This window comes from Aureispira sp. CCB-QB1, from assembly GCF_000724545.1.
Classification (GTDB): Bacteria; Bacteroidota; Bacteroidia; order Chitinophagales; family Saprospiraceae; genus Aureispira.
In genome coordinates, this window is record NZ_JHBV01000022.1 from 114,878 (window position 1) to 139,302 (window position 24,425).

The 24,425-nt window shown below is 34.9% G+C and carries 20 protein-coding genes and 1 tRNA gene; 12 read left to right on the forward strand and 9 right to left on the reverse strand.

Annotated features, from left to right (window positions below; genetic code table 11):
* Positions 1–69 precede the first annotated feature (69 nt).
* The 5 genes from CG11_RS10625 (at position 70) to CG11_RS10645 (ending at position 4,412) form a co-directional block, all read left to right on the forward strand.
* Positions 70–1,032, forward strand: coding sequence for a DMT family transporter (locus tag CG11_RS10625; protein WP_063833081.1), 963 nt, complete (start codon positions 70–72; stop codon positions 1,030–1,032).
* A gap of 8 nt (positions 1,033–1,040) precedes the next feature.
* Entirely contained in the window at positions 1,041–2,039 is a 999-nt protein-coding gene (locus tag CG11_RS10630) for an acyltransferase (protein ID WP_052595947.1), read from the forward strand.
* Positions 2,040–2,280: 241 nt separating this feature from the next.
* The gene (locus CG11_RS10635) at positions 2,281–3,030 is read left to right on the forward strand and encodes a hypothetical protein (protein WP_052595950.1); all 750 of its coding nucleotides are present in this window, start codon (positions 2,281–2,283) and stop codon (positions 3,028–3,030) included.
* 361 nt (positions 3,031–3,391) lie between these two features.
* A tRNA-Phe gene (locus tag CG11_RS10640) sits at positions 3,392–3,472 on the forward strand.
* Between the two features lie 523 nt (positions 3,473–3,995).
* Positions 3,996–4,412 carry a hypothetical protein gene (locus CG11_RS10645; protein WP_052595952.1) on the forward strand — a complete coding sequence of 139 codons (417 nt, stop codon included), beginning with the start codon at positions 3,996–3,998 and terminating at the stop codon, positions 4,410–4,412.
* An 11-nt stretch (positions 4,413–4,423) separates the two neighbouring features.
* Here the strand turns inward: CG11_RS10645 and CG11_RS10650 are convergent, their stop codons facing one another.
* Together CG11_RS10650 and pdxH are read right to left on the reverse strand one after the other, a co-directional pair.
* A complete protein-coding gene (locus tag CG11_RS10650; protein WP_052595954.1) occupies positions 4,424–5,026 on the reverse strand; it encodes a hypothetical protein in 603 nt (200 codons plus the stop codon).
* A gap of 10 nt (positions 5,027–5,036) precedes the next feature.
* On the reverse strand, positions 5,037–5,699 hold the full coding sequence (pdxH, locus tag CG11_RS10655; RefSeq protein ID WP_081909523.1) for a pyridoxamine 5'-phosphate oxidase: 663 nt from the start codon (positions 5,697–5,699) through the stop codon (positions 5,037–5,039).
* Positions 5,700–6,111: 412 nt separating this feature from the next.
* On the opposite strand from pdxH, the gene CG11_RS10660 reads away from it, so the two are divergent.
* Both CG11_RS10660 and CG11_RS10665 read left to right on the forward strand, forming a co-directional pair.
* A complete protein-coding gene (locus tag CG11_RS10660) occupies positions 6,112–7,593 on the forward strand; it encodes a T9SS type A sorting domain-containing protein (RefSeq protein ID WP_052595956.1) in 1,482 nt (493 codons plus the stop codon).
* Between the two features lie 371 nt (positions 7,594–7,964).
* Positions 7,965–9,443, forward strand: coding sequence for a T9SS type A sorting domain-containing protein (locus CG11_RS10665; protein ID WP_081909524.1), 1,479 nt, complete (start codon positions 7,965–7,967; stop codon positions 9,441–9,443).
* A gap of 52 nt (positions 9,444–9,495) precedes the next feature.
* Here the strand turns inward: CG11_RS10665 and CG11_RS10670 are convergent, their stop codons facing one another.
* Positions 9,496–9,711 (reverse strand): hypothetical protein, encoded by a 216-nt coding sequence (locus tag CG11_RS10670; protein WP_052595960.1) that lies wholly within the window; start codon positions 9,709–9,711, stop codon positions 9,496–9,498.
* Positions 9,712–10,046: 335 nt separating this feature from the next.
* Positions 10,047–10,457, reverse strand: a complete 411-nt coding sequence (locus CG11_RS10675; RefSeq protein ID WP_052595962.1) for a hypothetical protein — start codon at positions 10,455–10,457, stop codon at positions 10,047–10,049.
* Positions 10,458–11,104: 647 nt separating this feature from the next.
* On the opposite strand from CG11_RS10675, the gene CG11_RS10680 reads away from it, so the two are divergent.
* Together CG11_RS10680 and CG11_RS10685 are read left to right on the forward strand one after the other, a co-directional pair.
* On the forward strand, positions 11,105–12,286 hold the full coding sequence (locus CG11_RS10680) for a ComEA family DNA-binding protein (RefSeq protein WP_052595964.1): 1,182 nt from the start codon (positions 11,105–11,107) through the stop codon (positions 12,284–12,286).
* 227 nt (positions 12,287–12,513) lie between these two features.
* Positions 12,514–13,680: a sulfotransferase gene (locus CG11_RS10685; RefSeq protein WP_052595967.1), complete on the forward strand. Its 1,167-nt coding sequence runs from the start codon at positions 12,514–12,516 to the stop codon at positions 13,678–13,680.
* 241 nt (positions 13,681–13,921) lie between these two features.
* Here CG11_RS10685 and CG11_RS10690 read toward each other — a convergent pair whose 3' ends face one another.
* The 4 genes from CG11_RS10690 to CG11_RS10705 all read right to left on the reverse strand — a co-directional run bounded on the left by CG11_RS10690 (position 13,922) and on the right by CG11_RS10705 (position 19,604).
* Complete coding sequence (locus tag CG11_RS10690) at positions 13,922–14,350, reverse strand: M48 family metallopeptidase (protein ID WP_052595969.1); 429 nt, start codon at positions 14,348–14,350, stop codon at positions 13,922–13,924.
* A 646-nt stretch (positions 14,351–14,996) separates the two neighbouring features.
* Positions 14,997–17,225, reverse strand: a complete 2,229-nt coding sequence (locus tag CG11_RS10695; protein ID WP_052595972.1) for a TonB-dependent receptor plug domain-containing protein — start codon at positions 17,223–17,225, stop codon at positions 14,997–14,999.
* 84 nt (positions 17,226–17,309) lie between these two features.
* Positions 17,310–18,989: a mechanosensitive ion channel family protein gene (locus CG11_RS10700; protein WP_063833082.1), complete on the reverse strand. Its 1,680-nt coding sequence runs from the start codon at positions 18,987–18,989 to the stop codon at positions 17,310–17,312.
* Between the two features lie 141 nt (positions 18,990–19,130).
* A complete protein-coding gene (locus CG11_RS10705) occupies positions 19,131–19,604 on the reverse strand; it encodes a hypothetical protein (RefSeq protein ID WP_052595977.1) in 474 nt (157 codons plus the stop codon).
* 199 nt (positions 19,605–19,803) lie between these two features.
* Between CG11_RS10705 and CG11_RS10710 the strand changes: the two genes are divergently transcribed.
* Positions 19,804–20,310 (forward strand): hypothetical protein, encoded by a 507-nt coding sequence (locus tag CG11_RS10710; RefSeq protein WP_052595979.1) that lies wholly within the window; start codon positions 19,804–19,806, stop codon positions 20,308–20,310.
* Here the strand turns inward: CG11_RS10710 and CG11_RS10715 are convergent, their stop codons facing one another.
* Positions 20,311–20,760 (reverse strand): hypothetical protein, encoded by a 450-nt coding sequence (locus CG11_RS10715; protein WP_052595981.1) that lies wholly within the window; start codon positions 20,758–20,760, stop codon positions 20,311–20,313.
* A gap of 391 nt (positions 20,761–21,151) precedes the next feature.
* Here CG11_RS10715 and CG11_RS10720 point away from each other — a divergent pair, with 391 nt between their 5' ends.
* Positions 21,152–21,436, forward strand: coding sequence for a hypothetical protein (locus tag CG11_RS10720; protein ID WP_156039739.1), 285 nt, complete (start codon positions 21,152–21,154; stop codon positions 21,434–21,436).
* A gap of 622 nt (positions 21,437–22,058) precedes the next feature.
* Positions 22,059–23,972, forward strand: a complete 1,914-nt coding sequence (locus CG11_RS10725; RefSeq protein WP_052595986.1) for a M43 family zinc metalloprotease — start codon at positions 22,059–22,061, stop codon at positions 23,970–23,972.
* Positions 23,973–24,425 lie beyond the last annotated feature (453 nt).

Genomic DNA, 24,425 nt, shown 5'->3' on the forward strand with positions numbered 1-24,425 from the left:
TACTCGCTACAGGTTGGCGAACCAATAAAAAAAGATATTTTAATAACTATTTCAACTAGTATTGTTCGCATGAATAAGAAGTTAATTTTAGCACACATTGCGATGTTTTGTGTTGCCCTAATTTATGCCTCTAATTTTACGATTGCTAAACCAGTAATGGCAGGATCAACGCCTTATGTACAACCATTTGGATTTATTATGATGCGTGTTTTAGCAGCCACTAGTTTGTTTTGGTTAACACATTTCTTTTTTATTCGAGAACGAATTGATAGAAAAGATATTTGGAGGCTAGCAATTTGTGGAGCTTGTGGTGTTGCAGGAAATCAGCTATCTTTTTTTTATGGACTTAACCTCACCACCCCCATCAATGGAGCTTTAATTATGCTAACCACTCCCATCCTTGTTTTGCTGCTCTCAATGCTTGTTTTTAAAGAAAAACTAACTGGTATGAAAGGCGGAGGAATCGTTCTAGGTTTGTCTGGAGCTATGCTATTAATTCTAAGTAACAAAACAGACATTCCCGATGCTCCAAACCCTATGCTAGGAAATATTTTTGTTGCCATCAACGCCGCTTTTTACGCCGTCTATCTGGTTTTAGTAAAGCCATTGATGTCCAAATATTCCCCTATTACAACTTTAAAATGGGTCTTTTTATTTGGAACTATTTATGTCATCCCCTTTGGATGGAATCAAATGTTAGCCGTTGATTACCCTGCATTACCACCTTCTATTGTTTGGAGCATTGCTTTTGTATTATTCTTTGTTACCTATTTGGCTTATTTGCTAAATGGCTCTGCCCTATCTATTGTCAAGGCATCGGTATCTAGTACCTATATTTACTTGCAACCCTTGTTGGCAAGCATCATAGCCGTTGCCGCAGGAAAAGATGAAATTACCTTGATGATGGTTCTAGCAGGTTTCCTAATTTTTATTGGTGTCTTTTTAGTTTCCAAACGCCCTAAAGTAGAAACGGTTCCTTCATCTGTAGAAGAAGATGAAGAAGACTTATTGCCTCATTTAGTCCAAAAATAGATACTCTTTTGTCTAGTTCTTTGCCAACATATTTGCCAGTAATCAATAGTCTACGAGGAATTGCAGCTACTGCTATTTGCTTTTATCATTTTGTTTTGAGTACAGCAAACTATGTGGAAGAAACATGGATAAGAACCTTCTTTTATTATGGTCAATATGGTGTCCCTTTGTTCTTTGTCATTTCAGGGATTGTCTTGCCTTGGACTATGCTCAAAAACAATTATATACTCAAGCATTGGACTAACTTCATAACCAAGCGTTTAGTTCGACTAGAGCCACCTTATCTAGCATCATTAGTATTAGCTACGATGTATCTACTATTTCAAACATATCGACACTATGGCACTATTGAATTTTCTCTTTTCAATTTCCTACTGCATTTGGGTTATCTCATACCATTTGTAAAAGGGCAAGAATGGATCAATCCCATCTATTGGTCGTTGGCGGTAGAATTTCAATTTTACCTTTTTTTAAGTGTAGCATTGATTTTTTTAAAAGATCATTTGTGGTATCGTCGCTGGGCAATGTATGTATTCATCTTTGGAGTTTCCTTTATAAGTCATGAGAAAGCACTTTTATTCCGTTGGTTGCCCTTATTTTTAGTTGGCATTCTGTATGTATTAAAGCAATATAGCATCATCTCATTAAAAGAATATTTCACCATTTCTATCTTTTCCTTGGGTCTCACCTACTACTTATTGGGCATCCCTAATTTAGTGGTTGCTATCTTTACTTTAATCATCGTTCATTATTTTCCTAACTACAATCCAAAGTATAGCAATTGGCTTGGAAAAATATCTTACTCCATTTATTTGATTCATTTAATTATTGGACAAGCACTCGTTAATTTTTTATCGCATACCTATCGACTTCCTTATCAAAAAATCCTCGTTATTCTCTTGGGTTATGCTGTTAGTGTAGGAGCCGCTTGGCTTCTTTATCAATGGGTTGAAAAGCCTAGCAAACAAGCTAGCAATCGAATTTATTACAAGTCCACCAAACTGTAACTAAAGCGAAATACGACGCATTTGTTTCTGGTTTTCCTTCTTTGGACTACAAAATTATTTTTATTTTTTGGGGCTCCGAATGAATTATTTTTCATTTTTCATAGTTTAACTTCTCGAACTGCTTCAACAAGCATTCTAAAAATTATAAACGTATAAATACTACTTCATTGTTTTTTATGAAAATAAAAAAAGCAATAGAGTAAGGATACCACTAAAAAACCCTTAAAATTAATTATATATCATGGCAAACAAACTACATGAGTTGCTAGCATTAGAACAAGATCGCAAAAACAAAGGCAACCAAGCTATTGGTGAGACTAAAAAGCTATTTGAAAAAAAAGCACCTCATTTTGATGGAATGACCAAGCGTTATATTCCAATGGAAGAAAACTCTGAGCAAATTCCTGACGAGCGCAAAGAAATTGTCACAACGGTTAAAACCAGCTTAGAAGAGGCTATTGAAATTATCTCCAAAGGAATTGATGCCCACCTATCTAAAGAAGAAACCAATGCTTCTGGAGTTGCTCAAGCTGAATTGATCGTTGGAGATACAAAATTTGGTTCTTTCTCTGCAACTTCATTGTTAGCACTAGAAAGTCATTTGAATAAACTAAAAGACCTATATACTCAAATTCCAGTATTAGAAACTACTAAAAAATGGCATTTGGATACACAACAGGGTATTTATAAAACAGAAGAAGAGGTCAAATTTCGTTCTGTCAAACGCCCTAAAGTAATTGTAAAATACGAAGCTACTAAGGAACACCCTGCACAAACAGAATTGTTGTATTTAGATTTTCAGGTGGGTAAATACGAAACCATTTATACTTCTGGACGTATTCCTTTAGCGCAAAAAAATGAAATGGTTCAACGTGTGAATCAACTTCTAGAAGCAACTAAAGTCGCTCGTTCTAAAGCCAATAATGTTGATGTCAAAAATATTAAGTTGGCTAAAAAAGTATTTAATTTTATCCATAAAGATATTTTATAATCAAGGCAATGACCGCTGCTTTGCGGCGTAGCAATAACAGAGCTAGTCTTAGCATTAGATGAATTGTTATTACCATCGAACTCATGTGACTCCAATAAATGTTGTCCATGATTCGGGGAGTCAGTTTTAGTCTTTCGCTCTGCAGCTTTATAGTTTAAAACTTTCTTTAGAAAATTATATTTCCTCAAAGCCTAGTGCACAAGTTCGATTCTTGTCTGCTCCACGATTACGAATATGTATATTGTTTTTTAATATACAATTCAGCTTTGAAAAAATTTTACTCAATTGGAGCGGTAGCTCAGTGGCAGAGCAAGGGTTTCTGTTCATAAAGGAAAATAATATTCTTAAGAATTTTAGGTTCGCTCTTGTGGCCAAATTGGTAAAGGCGTTTGTCTGAAGAACAAATTAGAAATAAATGCAGGTTCGAGTCCTGCCTAGAGCATGGCAGTCGCAAGGTAAGAGCGGCTGCCACCTTTTTTTTTGGAAAGGTTCTTGCTACTAATATTCATATGCAAATACCCCCTCCGTGAAATGGTACACCATTTTATATTTTTGTTTACTTAATGGAAGTAAATGACAGCAAAAGAGTCAAACCATACAAACAGTTATCACAAGACAAGCGTTTATAACAGATTATAAAAGGATGTGAATGCAGCGTTAAGTCCTATGCGCTCAGAAATAAACACTACCACATTATACAAAAATCAACCAGTAGCTCTCGCTTATCTATCAACAATTGGTAATAGACTTATTAAAGCCACATTTACAATTTAAACCACCCTACTTACGTTAGGTGCGTAGTCTTTTTTGTTTTGTCAGAACAAAATAGTATATTAGGGTTGTGTAAACATTTGACTTTTAGTGTACCCCACTTATTTTATTGTATATAGTCCCTAAATAGAAATTATATTCTCCTGTACAGTTCTTTATTAAAGACACTGTATTAATTCTATGCGTAGTACATTATGATTCAACCCAAAAATATTAGTAGCAAACTATTATTTACCTGTTTACTTTGTTTCTTTCTTACCCACCTATGCATTGCACAAGTAAGTAAGAAGACATACCAAACAATTATAGCAAGTGATATAGACGTTCTTAGACTTAATATCGAAGATGCCACTGTGGAACTAAAAGAAACCAAAGGGACTCGTATCTTGGTTGAAACAGCTATTAAGCTATCTGTTCCCAATGATGCGTTGCTAAATTTTGTCATAGGCAATGGGCGCTATGAATTGGTACAAACTAAAGATGTTTCTAAACGAGAACTATTGTTAGAAACTAAAAAAGATAAAAACGTCATTGTTGTAAAAGGAGAAATATGTGCCGAAAGCGTTGTTTATACCATTTATGTTCCCGCTTCTATGAAGGCTATTAAATAATCGTAAAACGTCTAATCTTTTTCATAAAAATCAGCTCTTCGTCGCTCGACTTCTAACAAAAAATTTTTTCGGTTGCGTAAGAAAAAGCCAAAGCTTATCGACATAAATACCAATCCTATCAAAACCCATTTCGTCAATGTGGCTATATTGCTAGAATAGACAACCATAGGCAATTGTTTTGGGAAAGAAATCAATAAAAATGCAATGTGTGTATTTTCTATATAATCAACTAAAATAACCACCAATGGCAATAGAATCAGCATACGATATTTGGTTGCTCTAAACAAAAACACCAAGATCAAACTCATAAACGCCCCATACAATAAAGGGAATAAACTATCTAAAATTAAAGTACTAAAGACACAAATAGTTCGACCGCTTACTCCATAAGCTTCTATCTGTGCGTATGCCATTTGTGGAGTATAGTTAAACATGGCATCTAATAATTGTATCCTTGTATTCCCTTCCTCCATTTTTTGACCAACTCCAACAAATAAAGCAGCAACCGCCAAGGTTAGAGCACAAGAACAAGTTCCTATAAATAGTACCCAGAGATTTCTTTTACTATAACTACGGACAATAAAATCAATCAACATATCAATTTTAAATTTCATACCAATAGGGTTAGGGAGCCAAACGCTCTATGGTCCACTTTGCAGGATTTAAATCAGTTAATGTGTATAATAAACGATCGTGCAAGCGGCTACTTCTACCCTGCCAAAACTCTACTTTATATGGTTTTACGATATAACCTCCCCAATGTGGCGGTTTGGGTAACTTGTCGGTATTGGCGTATTGTTCTGATAACTGAACCACATTTTTTTCCAAAATATCTCGATTCTCCAAGACTTGGCTTTGTGGCGATGCCCAAGCTCCGATTTGACTTCCTTTGGGGCGACTTTGAAAATATTTTGTAGATTGTTCTTCGGTTAGTTGGTAAGCCATTCCTTGAATGCGAACTTGTCGTTGCAATGCCTCCCAAAAAAAGACCAAAGATACATTGGGGTTTTCTTTTAATTCTTGTCCTTTGTGGCTGTCATAATTGGTATAAAAACAAAAGCCATCTTCGCTCACTCCTTTCAATAAAACAATACGAGCAGAAGGAACCCCTTCTTTGTTTGCTGTTGCTAAGGTCATTATATTAGGTTCTCCTGTCTTCGTATCCTGTGCCTCTTTAAACCATTTTTTAAATTGACGAATTGGCGATTCAAAAACATCTGACTCTTCTAAAACATCTAAACTATAGTCTTCTCGTAAGTCCTCTATATTCATTTTATTTTCGTCCATCTTATTTGATTTATTCTTTTGATAATGCCGTTTGCGCCCGACTTTTCTCTATTCACAATATTACAAAAAAAATAGTGTACTATGCTCCAAATGAACACGAATTATTTCAATTTTCATCCTTTAAAAAAACGAATTATCTAAAATATAATCTTTGCTTATTTAATTTTTAAAACAACAAAAAAAACACACATAAAACACTATTATTCAAATAATTAACAAAAAAAAAACTATAATTAAAGCAACTTTTTAGACACAAACTTCATTCTTTGGAATAAAAAATAAGCAAGAACTTCATACGGAACAAATTAGAGGATAAAATTTGTAGCTGCCAATATCATCTTTTTCCTTTACTTAATCGTTCATACCTATATTCATCAATAATTCATATAATCTCCATAATTTTTAACGTTCCATGAGATTTCCCCTAGTAATAATATGGTGTGTTGCTTTCAGCCACAGTCTATTCGGACAAGCACGTTCTTTATTAAATTCGGATTTTGAAACACCTGTCATTGGTACCGCCAACAGTTTCTTTCTTTTTCAGGACTCATTGGTAGATGGTTGGAGCACAACCGCTAGTTCTAACTTAATAGAGTTTTGGCGAAATGCTCACAATGGGGTTACTGCTGCAAGTGGTCAACAGCACATCGAAATGAATGCAACCGAGCCCGCAGATTTGTATTTCGATGTTTGTATGTTTGATAATGAATCCCTAAACTGGTCTTTTTATCATAGGGGAAGGTCAGGAATAGACAGTGCCCGTTTATTAATTGGTCCGCCCAATGCCGAGGTAGAAATCATCCGATTTGGAACCAACAATACGAGCTGGATACAATATGCAGGTAGTTATACCAATACACATGGAAACGCTAGCATTCGTTTTAAGCTTCAACCTCTTCATACTGCTTCTAATAACTTGACAATAGGAAATTTTATTGACAAAGTAGAAGTTACGGGATTGGCTCCTCTAGTAGAGTTTGAGCAAATTCAATATAACGATACCGAAAATAGCGGTGGCAATATCCCAAAACTTCTGGTCAATGGTGCCATACCATCTGGGGGCTTATCTATTGATTTGGTGATAACAGGAGGAAATGCACAATTGGGTTTGGATTATAATCATACACAACGGTTTATAATCCCCGAAGGTATTTACGATGGGACATCCAACACAGCTCTTAGTATTCAAAGTAATTTGAGTATCAGTGATGATAACCTAAACGAACCTGATGAAACTATCGAAATTTCGCTTGCCAATCCACAAGGGAACTTGCTAATTAACGATGCTAACTGCAATGGGCAAATTAATCGCGTAACGACTTATACCATTCTTGATGATGATGCTACCTTGCCAATAGAACTTTCTTCTTTTGAAGCGTCAAGCGACTGCCAACAAACGCTATTACAATGGAGTACTACGTCTGAACTAAACAATAACTATTTTAAAATAGAACATAGTCTGGATGGAAGCAGCTGGGCAACAATAGGCAAAATACTTGGTCAAGGGAATAGCACCCAAACTCAATATTATCAATATATGCATTCGCAAGTATTTAGTCAAAGTTACTATAGACTTACTCAAATTGATTTTGATGGAAGTTTTAGCCATTCTCCCATTGTTTCAAGAGCTGCTCCTAATTGTAACTTAAATACCAATATAGCCCTTTATCCTAATCCTGTTATAAAACAAAATATGGTACATCTAGCCATCAACACGGCATCAATAAGTCCTTTACAAGTAAAAGTAATTGATGTTTGTGGGCGAACATTATTTAAAGAAAAAGTAGACTCCCATCACCATCTACTTAGTACCCAAAACTTGCCTTCGGGAGTTTATCAAGTTGTTATTGAAACTACCAATAGTCATTTTATCCGTCGATTAATCATTCAATAGGGTTCTAGAGCTATGTTAGCATTTTTCATTGATTCATTTTTTATAGTCATTGTGTTAACAAAAGCTCCCAATTTCATATTTTTTATAACACATTGATTACTAAATTAAAAATCAAACTTTCTCTCAATCCTAGTACCTAGCAGTATTACAGCAAAAATAAACAATTTTCCTCCTATTCATTTGCCCCAAAAACAGATTGTTAAAGTTTATTGGAGACATACTAACCTTGCAACCATTTGGCGTTTCCATTGTCTATAGGTTTAAGAATATTATTTTTTAACTGTAATTGTATCTAATTTTCTTTCGTCCCTACCCCACAAGAAAATTAGAGAAAATTTGAATAAACTATTATATCAAATTCCCAACTTGTAATGAAAGTTCTAATCGTCTCGTTATTAGTCTGCTGCATGCCCCTAACCATGTTCAGCCAGGCTCGTGTTATTCTAAATTCTGATTTTGAAACACCCACCAATCCCCCCAATTCCTTTAGATTCTACCATCATTCCCTAGTAGATGGTTGGAGCAGTACTTCTAGTTCTGGGTTGATGGAATTTTGGAGAAGTCCTTTTAATGGGGTAACCTCTGCTAGTGGTCAGCAACACATCGAATTAAATGCAACACAACCTTCGGATTTGTATGTTGAAATTTGTATGTTCAACAATGAATCTTTTACATGGTCATTTTACCATCGAGGTCGTTCTGGCTTAGATAGTGCTCGTTTGTTAATTGGTCCTCCTGGTGCTGAAGTCCAAATACTTCGTTTTGGAACAGGAAATACGAATTGGGTCCAATACACTGGAAATTATACCAATACACATGGTAACACTCTAATTAGAATCCTCTTGCAGCCCATTAGTACGGCTTCAGGAAATCAAACTGTTGGCAACTTTATAGATTTGGTAGAAATTACAGGACTAGCTCCTGTCGTAGAATTTGAAAAAAATGCTTATAGTGACACAGAAGCTAGCGGTGGCAATATTCCTAATTTGATTGTAAATGGTCGTGTTCCATCTGGTGGTTTGGGTGTCGATTTGAATATAACCGGTGGTTCTGCATCTTCGTCTAATGACTTCAACCATACCACTACGTTTATCATTCCTGAAGGAAATTATGATGGTTCTCCTAGTTCGGTGGTAAGTATTGCGCCCAATTTTAGCGTCAACGACGATTTTATAGATGAACCAGACGAAGATGTCGTTCTTACACTTGCTAATCCGCAAGGAGGATTAATCATTAGTGATGCCAACTGTGATGCACAAGCCAATCGTTCTACAAGGTATACTATTCTAGATGAAGACATTACGTTCCCTATCGAACTTTCATCTTTTACAGCATTTAGTGATTGCGAACAGACGCAGTTGAGTTGGAGTACTGCAATGGAACTCAACAACAACTATTTCCAAATAGAGCACAGTGTGGATGGAATCAACTGGACTAAAATTGGTCAAGTTCCTAGTAGAGGCAACAGTACAGAAACACAACATTATGATTTTCTTTTCAAGGAAATATTTGTCCAGAACTATTTTAGGCTTCGACAAGTAGATTTTGATGGGAGTTTTAGTTACTCTCCCATTGTTACAACTAAACTTACTGATTGTAATTTAGATGCCAATATCTTGGTCTACCCCAATCCTGTTCACCACTCTAATACAGTCAGTGTTAAAGTAAACACATTGATAAAAGAGCCCTTACAACTAAGAATTATTGATATGTGTGGGCGGCTTTTGATGGAAGAACAAGTGCATCAAAATAGACATGATCTTAATATTGAGCACTTATCACCAGGAGTTTATCAGGTGTTGGTGGAGACAGCAAATACACATTTTGTTCGTCGATTAATCATTCAATAAAATAGATAAAAAGGGGATGGTGTTTAGCATCATCCCCTTTTTAGTATTCTACTCATTCGTAGCAATGTTTATGTTTCTTTTTTCGAGTGTATTCTTTTTTGCTTTTATGAATGTGATTTATTTTGCTATATCCATGCGGATTTTCTTCTAGATAGCGTTCTCTCTCTGCGGCTCCTAATGCTTTTTCCAAATCTACAGCTACTGCCAACAACTGTTTTCGTTTAGACTTTTGAACGTTGCTTTGTCGTCGTTTTTTATTCATTTTCATGGTATTGAGTTTTAACAATAGTTAGCTGCGCTGCTACTACGTGGTCGTTGAAAAACTTTATTGGTTTGATAACCAGCAAGTTACACCTTTGCTGCGTTTTGTGTTAAAATCTTAATTATCAAACTAATATAAATGTACTTTTTTATCTTTTTGGTAAAAAAGTAAACAACTAAGCGATAGCGATCTCACGACCGCAGGGAGCTAATCAACGAACTACTATTTTAATTAACACTCCGTTTTTTTGTGTTCAAAAAAAAATCTACGAAGTATTATTTGATACAATACTCTTACAACACCTTACTATATCTTATTTGTTCCGTTCTATCTCATTTTCTTTACAAATCCTTTTGCTGTTCTGCTAAGACAGCCAATTTATCAAAAAAGTTTTTATTGATTTTATACCCCGTCCTAAATAAGATATACTCTCCCTCTCCTTCAATCCGAACATCATCCTCTACAAAAACCAAGTGCAAATCTTTGAATAGGATAGCCCAAGCAAAATTATCCAAAGACTTATGAATGTGTACTAAAATACCATTCGGTCGTATCTCTATATTGCTATAAGTCAGATAATGTGATGGATTAATATAAGGTAAAAACACAGAGCTAGATGCCTCGATAATCATCCGTTTAGAGCCAATACCACCTTGTCTGATTCGATATAAAAACGGAAAAGATTTCCCCATCAATGCATTCATTGCTTCAACTGTTTTGCGAAGATTATGAGTAGTATCAAATATTGGCATATATTCTTTTTTAGGTTTACCAACAACTGTTTTCTATCCGATTGGCACGCTTAAAAAACATTCGTTTTAATTTATTAGTACTCCGTTGATTTTTTAGTTTTTCTACGAACCCGCAGGCTCACGAAGTAAAAACGTAAAAAAGCATCTTGCATTAGTTTGATTACCAGCCTTTTAGTGCAAAGGTCAACAAAAAAAAACACATCTTACTGATAATCAAACTAATACGATTTTTCAACGGAGTAATGATTTATAACAATTCCCTATATTTTCTAATTGACAAAAGCTAGTCTCTTACAGCGAAAGAAAGCAACCAGCAAAATTGCATACAAAAACGTCATTCCTCTCTCTAAAACTTTTGATTCTCAAAAACTTGCCATCACAACCTCTAAAAACTAATCTACGATAAGGCATATACAATTATTCTTATTATCTTAATTTTTGAATTATTAATAGTTTATTTTTAAATTATACCAAATTGATAATCAACAGAATAGCCCCAACAACCAATTTAAACAAACCTCTATTTAACAACAACATACATAATTATTATTAACAGATAATAATTATATTAATACAATTTCACTATAAGAATCTTTCAACTCCTTCAACAGTATATTTTATACATTGTTGATTACTTTAATAAAATTATGAACCACCTCAAAGACTTTTTTTATTATTCTCGAATCGAACGCAATGGTGTAATTACCTTACTTGTTATTCTACTTTTGTTAATTTTTTTGCCTTATACCTATACTTTTTTTGTTACCCCTCCTCTAACAGACTTTACCGACTGGAAAGCAGACATCGAGGCATTTGAAGAAGGAATTTCGCAAAAACCAATTGCTAAACATTCTACAACCCAAAAGACCCAAAACTGGAACATGAAGGCAATTAGAGGCGAAAAAGAAGCTGTCACTACTCTAAAACCTCAAAAATTTAATCCCAATACAGTAGATGCAATGGATTTGGAAGCCATGGGATTGCCTGTTAAAACAATCACAAGTATCTTGAAATATAGAGCTAAAGGTGGTCAATTTAAAGACAAAGAATCTTTAGAAAAAATATACACCTTGTCCTCCGAACATTATCAACAATTGTATCCATTTATAGACCTAAAAAGCAGAGCAGAAGTGTTGACGCAAAAAACAGCTACAGCATCAACAATTTCCAAACCACTTCCCCCCGCATTTGATTTTGATCCCAATACAGCCACAGGCGAACATTTCGAAGCTTTAGGCTTAGCAAGCAACACCATTCGAAGTATCTTAAACTACCGAGAAAAAGGAGGGCGATTCAGACAAATAGAAGATTTTAAGAAAATATATACGTTACCTGATAGTGTTTACCAACATCTCAAAGCCCATATTAAAATTGTCCAGCAACCCACCTATACTTCTTCAAAGACGTACTCCCCAAAAACGTATCAGAAAATTGATATTAATACTGCTAGTTTAGAAGACTTTCAACAATTTAGGGGAATTGGTCCTTCTTATGCCAAACGTATTCTAAAACTAAAAGAGAGCTTAGGAGGCTTCCTTAATAGCCAACAAGTCGGAGAACTATACAAATTGCCAGATTCTACCTTCCAATCAATGTTGCCCTATCTCGAATGTGCGCCCATTGAGGTTCGAAAAATCAATATCAATACTGCTACCTTGGACGAACTAAAGGCACATCCTTATCTTCGTTGGTTTCACGCCAAAGCGATTATTCATTATCGAGAAACAGAAGGACCTTGGAAAAGTGTTGATTTAATCCAAATTTTGACAGAATTTGATGATGGTAAAGGAACATTTCAAAAGGTCAAACCTTATTTAACCGTTCAATAGTAACTCTTTTTGCCAGACTCTCGTTTATATAACTACGAATCTCCCAAGTCGAATTCCACAACAAAATGAATTATTTGGTTGTTAAAAAAGATGATATACCCACAAAACGTACTAGAATATTGAAAAATTTAGCCTTGCAAACATCATATTTGTAGTCTAGTTTCATATTGTTGGAGTACTTTCTATCTTTGCAGTTAAAATTATATAGTCCAGTGAGAAAAAGAAAAATGGCAAAAATAAAGGAAAATCCTAAAGCAAATTATAAAATTCCAGGTAGTCAACTCTATGTTACTAGAGTTAGCAATTTATGGCGTTTATTCAGTGCGAACAAAACCGATAAAAGTAGACGTTTCTTAAAATTTAGAATCTACTTTTTTTCTATCTTATCCACTCCTTTACAGTGGTTACAACGATTGGTTTTTAGATTCAAATTACGAAATGTTGATTTATCTAAAACGGCTCCTGTTTTTATTTTAGGGCACTGGCGTAGTGGTACAACACACCTTCACTACACCTTGGCTCAAGATAAGCAATTTGTTTATTTGAATAACTTTCAGAGTTTTTTCTTCAACATTTGTATGTCCAAAATGCAGTGGTTCAATCGCCTATTAGCTCCCTTAGTACCTAGTACTCGTCCCATGGACAATATGGAAATGACGCTGGGCAAACCGCAAGAGGAGGAACAAGTATTGAGTAATATTAGTACAACAGCAGGGGTTAATAGTTTTTATTTCCCTAAGAATCGCTCTTACTTTTATAAGTTTAATTTGTTCAAAGGTATCTCTGATAAAGAATATGCTCGATGGAAAAAAGACTACTCGTATATACTGAAGTTAATTTATAAATTAAATGGAGAAGGGCGCTTATTATTAAAAAATCCTAATAATACCGCTCGTATTAAACAGTTGCTCGAATTGTTTCCTAATGCAAAATTTGTTTACATTCATCGCAATCCATTCCGAGTATACCTTTCTACCAAACATTTGCATAGAGCTGTCTTGAGAGATCAACGCCTACAAGAGATCAGCGAAGAAGAAGAAGATAATATGATTTTAGAAAACTACCGTCTAATCAACCAAGGCTATCTTGAAACTAGGGATTTAGTTCCTAAAGGTTCTTTGATTGAGGTTGCCTATGAGGACATTGGTAGTGAAAATGAAATAGACATCTTTAAAAACATCTATGAAACACTTTCTTTAGGAGACTGGGAAAAAGTCGCTCCTACTATCAAAGAGTACTTAGCCTCAAAAGAAGGATACAAAAAAAATCGTTTTATTCCTATTGATCCTGTTATGGTTAAACGCATTCAAAACGAGTGGGGCTTTATGTTTAAAGAATATGGGTACGATTTGGAATATAAAGACAATACCATTCCAACTAGTGTTGTTAAGTAAAAGTTGTTAAACAACTTCTAAATAAAAAAACGCAGCTTAATTGAAAGGCTGCGTTCTTTTTTTGTACAATCGTAATTTTTTTTGAACCGACTATTCATTCCAGTCCATTGGTTCCCGTAAGGCAAAAAAGCACATTCATGTTAGTTTACTTCGTGAGCGCTGCGCTTTTAGTTAGCTGTGCGACTACTGCATGATTTAAAGTAAGGCAAAACAAAGATAGCCGTGCAATCAATAAAATCCCCTAAGAGCGATTTGTTTGAAAAAAGTCCCAATACTTTGGATTTTCATCTTCAAAAATGGCACTTCCCTCTTCTTTAAACGCAATTTCAAACTCTTCCATTGCTAATTTTTCATTGCCTTCCTCTAAGTAACATTGAGCCAAGCGGAAATGCAAAAACGGATTGCCTTCGCCCTCTGGGAAGGCTTTAGCTCTATTCAAATTCTCGACTCCCCCTTTGTAATTTCCTACTTGAAAATTAATATCACCAATAGAAACCAATAAAAATGTTCCTGAGGGATATTGCGTTTTGGGTTCTGGCAATAAATCAAATGCTTTCCAAAACTTTTTTAATGCAGGACGATATTTTTCTTGCTCCATATACTCATCTCCTCTATCACAAAGTTCCTCTATTCGGTCAAATACTTCATCGCCTGGATATTCGTGTTCCATATTATCTATATTTTAAAGATTCTTTTATTGTCAGTCTATTAGCTAGTAAAGGTTATTTAAGTAAATTTTGTATGAGCAATAAAAATGACCGTTAACGGAGATTAGACAATGATTTCTGCGCAGCTTTGCGTCCGAACTAGCTTGGCGAAGCATGCAAGCTAGTTCAGCAAACAAGCAGCAAAAATCATCTAATCGTAGTGTTGGGTCTTGATTTTGCTTCTTTTATCAAGAAAAGAAGGACAGAGGAGTAAACTATTCCCTACTGTTAAAAACCAAAAGATATAGTAACTATTCCCATAACTTTTTACATGCATAACCTTTAGTAGTTCGTTGATTTTTTACTTTTTTAGCTCGCTGCGCTCGTGAGATCGCAAGCTTAGTTACCAAAAAGATAAAAAAGCACATTCATATTAGTTTGATAATCAAAATCTTGCCACAGAATGTATTGAAATAATAATTTATTGATTATCAAACTAATAAAGTTTTTCAACGACCACGTAGTAGCAGCGCAGCTAACTATTGAGCAAGTTACTTTATTAATTAGAGTAATATCTCGTTGAGCACTTTGCTTTTAGTTAACGGCACTACTACTCTATGGTATTTATTTCATTCACTTCGGTTCATAAGTACAGCGAACTACTACGATTTAAAACCTATATTCTATTTGCCCCCTAATTGCAAAAGGTGTCCCAGGCGTAAAATGGATTTCCTCAACACTGTTTAATTCTCCTTTTAATCTAGATTCTGTTGCAAACTGCGTCTCGTTCCACTCCGTATTAAATAAATTTTGAATCACAACACCAAATTTAAACGCTCGCCACTGATAACTTGCATTTAAATCAAACACTCCATAACCTGTTGCTACAATGCTGTTGTCCTCATTGGCAGGTCGGTCGTGAATATATCGATAACGCAAGCCTGCATTTATACCTATTGGATGTTGTATGGCTACACCACCAGAAGAAGTCCAATTAGGAGCTAAAGGTATGTAATTGTTACCTTCCGGTTCATCAATGCTACGAGCATAGGCATAGGTAGCATTCGCATCTAAATACAACCAATCCCAAATTTGATAGTGTATCCCTAAGTCTACCCCTGTTCTGAAACTACTACCACTAGGTTCTACAATGGCTTCGTCTCCAACATACACCATTTCTTGTTCTGAAAAAAGCATCCATACGGCAGCATCAAGTACCAATCTAGAAAAAGGTTTCCACAAGACACCTAAATCTGCACCATAGGCAGCAGGCAATGTTTTGGCAGTCTGTGCGGCAACAACTACCCTAGTATCGTTGCTGTGAAACCCAATCCCTGTTTTTAAGTATAGTTGTAAATTCGTATTGGGACTATACATTATATTTAATTTAGGGCTAACAACAGCTTGATCAACGGCTTGTAATTGGTAAACGCTATCTAGTAAATCTACATAATTAAACCTAAAATAATCTACCCTTGCGCCCAAGTTAAATCGCCATTTATCAACGGTTAAATTTCCATCAACCCAAGCACCAATATTGGTTTCATCAATATTCCCCAATTTTAAATATGCTAGTACCTCTTGACGATTTTTAGTATGAGATAATTCATTATCATTACTATCATCATAACGAAATCCTAATCCCCCTTTTACCTGTAACTCTACTTTATTCCAAGACCAAAGATGATTTAATTCGGTCTGCCCTCCAAACAAATGGCGCTGTTCGTATTGCTTAATTTGATCGCCATTGATAGAATCGTTGTTAAAGAATGTAAAGTTAGAATACAATTCAAAATTATAATTAGAATAGTATAACTTTGACTGAATACTGGAATGATTGCTTAATAATTTGGTATGCTCAAACTGTACATTTCCACGGCTAGTTTGTCCACCTTCAGTATCGTCAATAGCTCCAAATCGGCTGATCAAACCACCTTCTACTGCTCGTACTGGAATTTGTCCTGAAGCATCCCATTTGCTATAAAAATAACCCGCTTGCAACGATATCTTGTCCCCTTTGGGCAAATGCCCAGTATACTTTCCAAATAAATTAATTCGATTAAAGTTTTGACTACTCTCAAATGGACCATCGGATAAATTATAGCTAGCAGCAATATAAGCATCGTGCTGCTTCACTTTTTTAAGCAAGTTAAACAAGCCCTTAACTCGCATGGTATTAAAACTCCCATATTCTACCCCAACACTGCTATACTCCAAAGTCTCTTTGGTCTGAAAATCAACATAACCTGCTGTTGTAAAATTTCCTTGTTGTGTGTAATAGGGTCCTTTTCCGAAATCAATACTTTTGACCGTTTCTGGAATAATAAAATGCAAATCTGCATATCCTTGTCCATGTGCATGAGAAACCATATTAACAGGCATTCCGTCTGCACTAATACGAATATCCGTTCCATGGTCAATATCAAAACCACGCAAGAAAATTTGTTCTGCTTTTCCTCCCCCAGCGTGTTGCCCGATCACCAGTCCAGGTACTTGACGCAGCAACTCTTGCGAAGAATTAACAGGGTTTGTTTCCAATCGAATTGCTGTAATAACATTCAAACTTTGAATATCGTTTTTCACAAGCACTTCACTAATGCTAAAATTATTGCCTTTTAGTTGAAAGGTTTGTTCGGTTAAAAAAGATTGTTCGGTTAGTACGACAAATAAATTATCATAAGCTAAATGCGAAATTTCGAGGGTGTCTCCAACTGAATTGCCCTCTAATACAAATTGCCCTTTATTGTCTGTATGGGAATGCATTGCTGTTTGCACATTGATAACATTAACATAATCAATTGCTTGATTATTAACATCAACAACTTTCCCAATAATAGTTTGTTGCCCCAATACCTCTACTGAAAATAGCACGAGGCAAAATAAATAGAAATGTTTCATTAATAAATTGAGTTGTAATGCAGGTGAATAAGTGTATGTCAAAAATATTTTTTTAATTCATTTCGAATTTTCTATTAGTAAAAATCAAGCGCCAGCATCGGGGTATTTTTTCCTAAAATCACTCAAAAACTGTTGCATTTGTTGATCTGCCTCTGATAGTTCGGCCGCTCCATAACTTGGCATCTGCCCTTCTTTCTCTGGCATACTTTCGATATAAACCGAAGTAGATGGAAAGGCAATATGAACATTCATCGCTGCTGCTAGATTTAAAATGCTAAAAATGATTTCTTCTTTGAACTTTAAGTTGTCGGCATAATCTGTGGTGTCAAAAAAGACGACAAACAAAATATCTAAAGAAGACCCACCCATGTTGTTTAGATGAATAAAAGAGGTGTCATTTTTAGTTCTTGGATGTGCTTCATTAATTGCTCGTAAACCTTCGATAAATTTCTCAATCAAAACAGGTGGCGTATAATAAGCAACGCCTATTGTTGTATTAAACCGTCGGTATTTGAGACTTCCCATATTGTTGACCACCATATCTACCAACGAACCATTAGGCACAGAAATTAGAGAACTATCAGGAGTACGAATTCTAGTAGAACGAAATCCAATATCTTCTACGGTTCCTATAATGTCTCCACTACTGATAAAATCTCCCAACTGAAATGGTCGGTCAGCATAAATCATCACAGAACCAATCAGATGCTTTACGGTATCTTGGGCAGCTAAGGCAATCGCCAAACCACCAATAGACAAACCTGCAATCAGAGCGGTCAAGTCAACACTAAATACATCCAAAACATAGATCGCTCCTATTACAATAATAACCACTTTGAGAATGCGAATAAAGATGGGCAAAAGCTGGTCGTCAGACGTGCTTTCTGTTTTGGATACAATTGCTTCAAAATAAGAACGTGCTAATTCTACTGTATTCAAAACAACAAACACAGCACATATTGTATTAAATACTCTGAGAAAGGCTAGGAAGTAGTAACTAATCCAAACAGGCAACATCAAAACAGGGAAGAAAATAAATACGACATAAGCAACTACCAAATAACTAATAATACGCGATATCTTGGTAATAATATTAGAATCAAAATGATTTCTCCCCAACTGGGTATTTGCCAATACTTTAAAAATAATATTTAACAAACGCCAAATTACAAAATTTAAGAGGACGGCAATTAAACCCAACACTAGTATTGCCAAGTATTGCCATGTTTTTATTCCCAAAAAGCTGCTGCCTCCTTGTGGCAATAATTCTAATAAATAATGGCTTCCCAAAGGATAGACTGCTCGATGTAATTCTGGAATTAGCTTAATACTAGCAGGGTCATAACGCCAATAATCTGCATATTGCTTGGCTCGTTTATTTTTCCCAACCATTGGTCTTGTGATGTATATTTCAGGTAGTTCATCTGGAAACAATACATAAACAGCATTTCCACTAGTAGAATCAATATAGTCTGGGTTGTCAGGGATCAAATCTTCTCGAACCATCAACCCTTTGCCATCAAATATTTGTTTCAACTTAATCGCATAATCTCGTATCTTATCGGTTACTTTTTTAGGATCTCCAACCAAAGCAGCAGCAGCTTTATCTAGGTCGTAAAATTCTTCGTTTAAATAATAAATGTGCTGATGTGCTACCTCTTGAGGAGTAGATAAATTCCCTGCTGGTTCTTCCTGTTCTGTTTGTGCTATGAGATTGCCCCAACACAAGAAACACATCAATCCAATTAGTATATTCCGTAACATCTTCTTTTGAGATAATTTTTATGATAAAAATAAAAAAGCTTTCTAAATTCAATTAGAAAGCTAATTTGACACAAAGGTCTATATTTTAAAGAAGAAAACAGTCTATAAATATAAAATATCTACTTACTTTTTTATTTTTTGTTACCCTTCATCCTCTGAGTAGTACGTTGCATCCTCCAAAATGTACAGCAAACGAAAAGGATCGTATTCTTGATCATCTGTTTTTCTATTAATACGTAATGTCCCCTCCAATATAATCGGTTTGTCCATTCTATAAATAATTGGATTTTTGGCTACAATCTCAATAACAGACTCTGGACCTGCTGCACCACAAAAATAACAAGAACTGTAGGAAAACTTCGACAAGGTCATTCTTCCCTTAGTTAAATCTGCGGGAATAATAAATCCTTTTAAATAGATTTTCTTGCCATCTAATTTCAGAATTTTCTTACCAAACATGGGAGTATTGGTAAATTGTTCTGTAACAGGATCAAATTTATTTTTAAGTGTTACATCCATCATTTCCTCCCAATAATTCACTTCTTTTTTGCGTTGTGCATCTACTTGTACGCTGTATGTCAAGATAACAACCAATAACAATAGTATATTTTTCATTTTAATTATTTTATCCTTATAACCTACAAAACAAGACTCGTTTCTAAATTTTCATATAAAGGAGTTGTTATTTATATAGGGTTATTTGTATTTTTAAGATTAACTGGATTGCTACGATAAACTAGTTGTACAAAAGTATAAAAAAATAGTGCCAGTTTTAGTTTTTGAAAACTAAACTTTATTCACAAAGATTTTTAAGATGACAATAGAAGACTTACTCACCTATATTACTAATGATAAAACTGCTCTATTCCTATTCTTTATTTTATTGCCCATTTTAACAATTATTATTACAGCGATTTCCCGTGGGCGAAGTCTGGAAAAGCCATATTCTTACCTATACTCCATGTTGCTTTTTGCGGTTTGCATCCCAGGCGTTCTATCTATTACCTTATGGATATACTCGATGTTTTTTGAACGCAAAGCTCTCTGGCAACTTCCTTTCTTTATTTACTACCTGCCTGTTATTATCATGGTTCTTTGCATTTATATACTTAAAAAGAAACGAGTTTCTATTCGCCGTTTGCCATGGACAGGAGAGTTATACGAATTTTTAGTTTTACTAATTATCACCTTTGCATCCTTGCTCATTATCATGAAATTGCACATTATTAGTTTCAATCAGCCATGGCAACTAGGGCTTTTTGCGCTACTGTGTTTAAGCACCTTGCATCTGCTTTGGAAACGCATGGCAAGTTTGCGCTAACTAAAGGATTTTTACATTCGTCAACCGATAAGGAAATGTATAAGAGTTGGAATCATGAAAGGCATGATTCAATTCTAACACGCCTTCTATCTTATATCTTTTTCCTAATTCAAACACCAACTTTTGAGCATCATTTAGCTCTATCATTGTTATTTTAGGATCTGCAGAACAACCATAAAAAGGTTGCTTGTTTTTTGTTAATAAAGTAATTGAGGTATCCTTATAGGTATAAAAGTAACCCTTTAAACTTATTTTCTTGCCATCCCACTGCTTTACTTGATCCGAAAAGGTAATTTTCCAATAAAAATCTCCTGTTGTTGTATAAGCAGATTCTTCTCTTGTTGTTTCTAATAACCACCAATAGTCCTTAGGTAATTTTTTGAACGAGCAAATTCCGCCTAGCATCAACATCAATGTGATATACCCAAAGAGACGTTTTTTCCATTTCATAGCTCTGTTTATTTATTAAATTGCAGCATTTCTAACGATGTAGATAAATATATTTAAAAAGTGTTTTAAGCTTATTTTTAGATAAATACAAAGGTTTGAAAGGGGCATATGTAGCTATTACTAATCTCCCTAAAAGTGTATAAATCTTTTCAAAACCCACACGTTACTCACCATCCAAGCACAACAATATCTTATTATAAAAACAATAATCCATATATTCTGTTTCTTCACCAAATCTACTCGAAATAAAATAGAATATAGTAACAATTTTTAACAGATTTATTTCAAAACACTAAGGTTATATTAAAATAATCAAGTAGAAATCTTTGGCATATTAGTTGACTAACCTGTTTTTAATCAATCAATTATCTAATTAATTTTTATTTTCGTTATGAGTAAACGATTCATCGTTGCTTCATTTTCTACTTGTATGTTAGTTGCCTGCATGGCATATAACCAACCAAGTAATTCTAATGATGTTGCGTCTGAACAAGAACAAAATGATCATCCATTGATAGATAGTACAATTGTTCCTAAAGACACCGCATCTGATTCTACAATTCGTCTAAAAGGGAAAAACCGCAGTCATTATCGCTACAAAGATTTGGCAAAGGAAAAAGAAAGACGAAAAAAAATAAGAGCTAAATACAATAAAGAGAAGCTCTTAAAAAAATAGTTTTTTTAATACTAATTGAGTTTGTATATTCTTAATCTCTAATGTAGAGATATGGCATACAGACAAAACATAAATCTCTACTAGAAAAGGACTCCCATTAATTGTTCTATCTAGTAGAGTTTTTCCCAAAAACAAACCCAAATACTTAATGGCAAAACAGGTTTCAATTAAAATAAAATATGGCTACAATTGATAATTTTGCAAAACAATAAAACAACCAAATAAATAACAAACGTACAGTCTAAACAAACTATTTTTTAGCTTTTTTTTAACCAAAAATTAAATTTAAAGCACTCATTTTATTTTATTTTTAACCTTTAGACTACTTTTTTTTAAAAACATAGGGAATAAAATAATATTTTCCTAAAAAGCTAAAAAAAGTCCTTTTTGATAAAAAAACGCCTTAAACTCACTTTAAAACCCGAATTTAATTTCCTCAAAAACAACGTATAAGCTTACAAAATATAACAAAACTGTGTTCGCTTAGTGCTGAGAAATCCATTTTTTGAGTACACTATTTTTTAAAATAAAATTTTGCGAGAAGTACTTTTTCTGCCTAACATTGTGTGTGCTTCTGCAGAGCATTGATTTAATCACGCTTAAAAAAAAACACACGCTAAAAATGTTTACAATAAAAAAAATAGGAGCAGTTGTCGGACTCTGCTCGTTATTATTCGGACCAATTAATGCTCAACACAGTAGCCATAATCACACACCTGGAAGATCTTGTTATGCGCACGACAAACTACAAGAACAAATGCAACAAGATCCTGTTCTTCAAAGACGCATGAACGACCTAGAAAATACCACCCAACGTTATCTTCAAACACATGGTCAAGCTCGTAATCAGACCCGTAGCATCCCAGTTTATGTTCACGTTCTTTATAGAACCAGTCAAGAAAATATCAGCGATGCCCAAATTCAATCTCAGTTAGACCAATTAAATGCTGATTATGCTGGTACTAATGCAGATTACAACCCTCCTTCTGATTTCAGTTCTGTAGCCGCAGGAAGCACGGGCATTCAATTTACATTAGCAGGAGTAACACGAACACAATCTTCAAAAACATCTTGGGGAACTAATGATGATATGAAAAAACCATCAAGAGGAGGAGTCGCTCCAGTTACTCCAAGCACACATTTAAACATGTGGGTTTGTAACATCGGAGGAGGAATCTTAGGATATGCTCAATTTCCTGGTGGCTCACCTTCAACAGATGGTGTTGTAATGTCTCCACAATACTTCGGTAGTGTTAACTATGGCAGTGGCTTCTACCTTTCGGCACCTTTTGACAAGGGTCGTACGACTACTCACGAAGTTGGTCACTATTTGAATCTTCGTCATATTTGGGGAGATGGTGGTTGTAATGTCGATGATCAAGTAGACGATACCCCCATTGCAGGTAATCCAAACTATGGCTGTCCTAATTCTAATACCAATTCTTGTAATGGAGGGCAGAGAGATATGTTCATGAACTACATGGATTATGTAGACGACAACTGTATGTTTATGTTTTCAGCAGGTCAAGAAGCTAGAATGTGGGCTTGCTTAAACACTTCTCGCGATCAACTAGGAACCTCAGGTTCTGGTGGCGGTGGCGGTGGAGGAGGCTCTACTTGTAGCGACAACGAAGTTACCTTAAATTTGGACTTTGACAACTACGCTTCTGAAACTACTTGGACTTTGAAAAATAGTGCTGGTCAAACGGTTTACTCTGGCGGAGGATACTCCAATGGAGATAATGCAACAACTGAAACATTCTGCTTGCCCGATGGTTGTTATGAATTTACAATCAACGATAGCTATGGTGATGGTATCTGCTGTTCGTATGGCAATGGCTCTTACAATTTAGTTGCTGCTGATGGTACCAACTTGGCTAGCGGTGCTTCATTTACCTCTACAGAGACACAACAAATCTGTGTTGGTTCTCCTTCTGGTCCAACTTGCACCGATGTTACCTTGAACTTAAACTTTGATAGATATGGTTCTGAAACATCTTGGTCTCTAAAAAATAGTGCTGGACAAGAGCTTTATAGTGGCAATGGATATACCAATAACAGTCCTAATGTTAGCGAAACATTCTGTTTGCCTGACGGTTGTTATGATTTCACAATCAACGATAGTTATGGTGATGGTATTTGCTGTGCGTATGGCAACGGCTCTTATAGCCTTGTTTCTAATGGTAATACACTAGCTAATGGTGGTTCATTTGGCTCTAGCGAAACAAAACAAATTTGTGTGGGAACCAATGCTCGTACAACCAACCAAACTACTATTGCTGACGAAGCATCAACAATGGAAATGAACTTATATCCAAATCCTGCAAACAATGTATTAAATATTGACATCCTAAATCATGATGGAACTTGTATCGGTCGCATTATGGATGCAACTGGCAAGACCTTGTGGACTGGAGATCTTGAAAAAGGCAACAACCAAGTTAATCTAAATCAATTAGCAACAGGTATTTACTACTTCAATGCTGTTAAAGAAGATGGAACTATGGTTACTAAAAAATTCATCAAAAAGGGCTAGATGATCATAAGGCGTATTATAAGGAAGGGACTCCATTTTATGGTGCTTTATAATGCAACAACTAAAATTCTAAATGCTATCTAATTCGCACAACGGTAGGCTACTCTTTGGGTAGCCTACTTTTTTATTTTGAATATTAATTAGCAACACTGCTCTACGTGATTTGCATAATTCTGTTTGAACGATTAACTACCTACACTAATAATAAACACTGTAGTATTGATGACTAAATGTTAAGCTCAATCTCTTTAAAAACTTTGTCACAACCTACACTCTTTTACTCCTAAGGTCATTATATTTCATTTAATACGTTCCTATTTTTTTGCATTATTATCAAACTAATAAAGCTTTTCAACGACCATGTAGTAGCAGCGCAGCTAACTATTGAAAAAAAACTCCTATCAACTAAATGTCGATAAGAGTTTTCCTTTTTTATAGTTTAATTACTAAAAA

What these genes read in the sequence shown, in the direction of transcription:
- CG11_RS10625 (WP_063833081.1), top strand. Translation starts at nt 70, where the DNA reads ATGAATAAGAAGTTAATTTTAGCACACATTGCGATGTTTTGTGTTGCC.
- CG11_RS10635 (WP_052595950.1), top strand. Translation starts at nt 2,281, where the DNA reads ATGGCAAACAAACTACATGAGTTGCTAGCATTAGAACAAGATCGCAAA.
- CG11_RS10645 (WP_052595952.1), top strand. Translation starts at nt 3,996, where the DNA reads ATGATTCAACCCAAAAATATTAGTAGCAAACTATTATTTACCTGTTTA.
- CG11_RS10650 (WP_052595954.1), bottom strand. Translation starts at nt 5,026, where the DNA reads ATGAAATTTAAAATTGATATGTTGATTGATTTTATTGTCCGTAGTTAT.
- pdxH (WP_081909523.1), bottom strand. Translation starts at nt 5,699, where the DNA reads ATGGACGAAAATAAAATGAATATAGAGGACTTACGAGAAGACTATAGT.
- CG11_RS10660 (WP_052595956.1), top strand. Translation starts at nt 6,112, where the DNA reads ATGAGATTTCCCCTAGTAATAATATGGTGTGTTGCTTTCAGCCACAGT.
- CG11_RS10665 (WP_081909524.1), top strand. Translation starts at nt 7,965, where the DNA reads ATGAAAGTTCTAATCGTCTCGTTATTAGTCTGCTGCATGCCCCTAACC.
- CG11_RS10670 (WP_052595960.1), bottom strand. Translation starts at nt 9,711, where the DNA reads ATGAAAATGAATAAAAAACGACGACAAAGCAACGTTCAAAAGTCTAAA.
- CG11_RS10675 (WP_052595962.1), bottom strand. Translation starts at nt 10,457, where the DNA reads ATGCCAATATTTGATACTACTCATAATCTTCGCAAAACAGTTGAAGCA.
- CG11_RS10680 (WP_052595964.1), top strand. Translation starts at nt 11,105, where the DNA reads ATGAACCACCTCAAAGACTTTTTTTATTATTCTCGAATCGAACGCAAT.
- CG11_RS10685 (WP_052595967.1), top strand. Translation starts at nt 12,514, where the DNA reads ATGGCAAAAATAAAGGAAAATCCTAAAGCAAATTATAAAATTCCAGGT.
- CG11_RS10690 (WP_052595969.1), bottom strand. Translation starts at nt 14,350, where the DNA reads ATGGAACACGAATATCCAGGCGATGAAGTATTTGACCGAATAGAGGAA.
- CG11_RS10695 (WP_052595972.1), bottom strand. Translation starts at nt 17,225, where the DNA reads ATGAAACATTTCTATTTATTTTGCCTCGTGCTATTTTCAGTAGAGGTA.
- CG11_RS10700 (WP_063833082.1), bottom strand. Translation starts at nt 18,989, where the DNA reads ATGTTACGGAATATACTAATTGGATTGATGTGTTTCTTGTGTTGGGGC.
- CG11_RS10705 (WP_052595977.1), bottom strand. Translation starts at nt 19,604, where the DNA reads ATGAAAAATATACTATTGTTATTGGTTGTTATCTTGACATACAGCGTA.
- CG11_RS10710 (WP_052595979.1), top strand. Translation starts at nt 19,804, where the DNA reads ATGACAATAGAAGACTTACTCACCTATATTACTAATGATAAAACTGCT.
- CG11_RS10715 (WP_052595981.1), bottom strand. Translation starts at nt 20,760, where the DNA reads ATGAAATGGAAAAAACGTCTCTTTGGGTATATCACATTGATGTTGATG.
- CG11_RS10720 (WP_156039739.1), top strand. Translation starts at nt 21,152, where the DNA reads ATGAGTAAACGATTCATCGTTGCTTCATTTTCTACTTGTATGTTAGTT.
- CG11_RS10725 (WP_052595986.1), top strand. Translation starts at nt 22,059, where the DNA reads ATGTTTACAATAAAAAAAATAGGAGCAGTTGTCGGACTCTGCTCGTTA.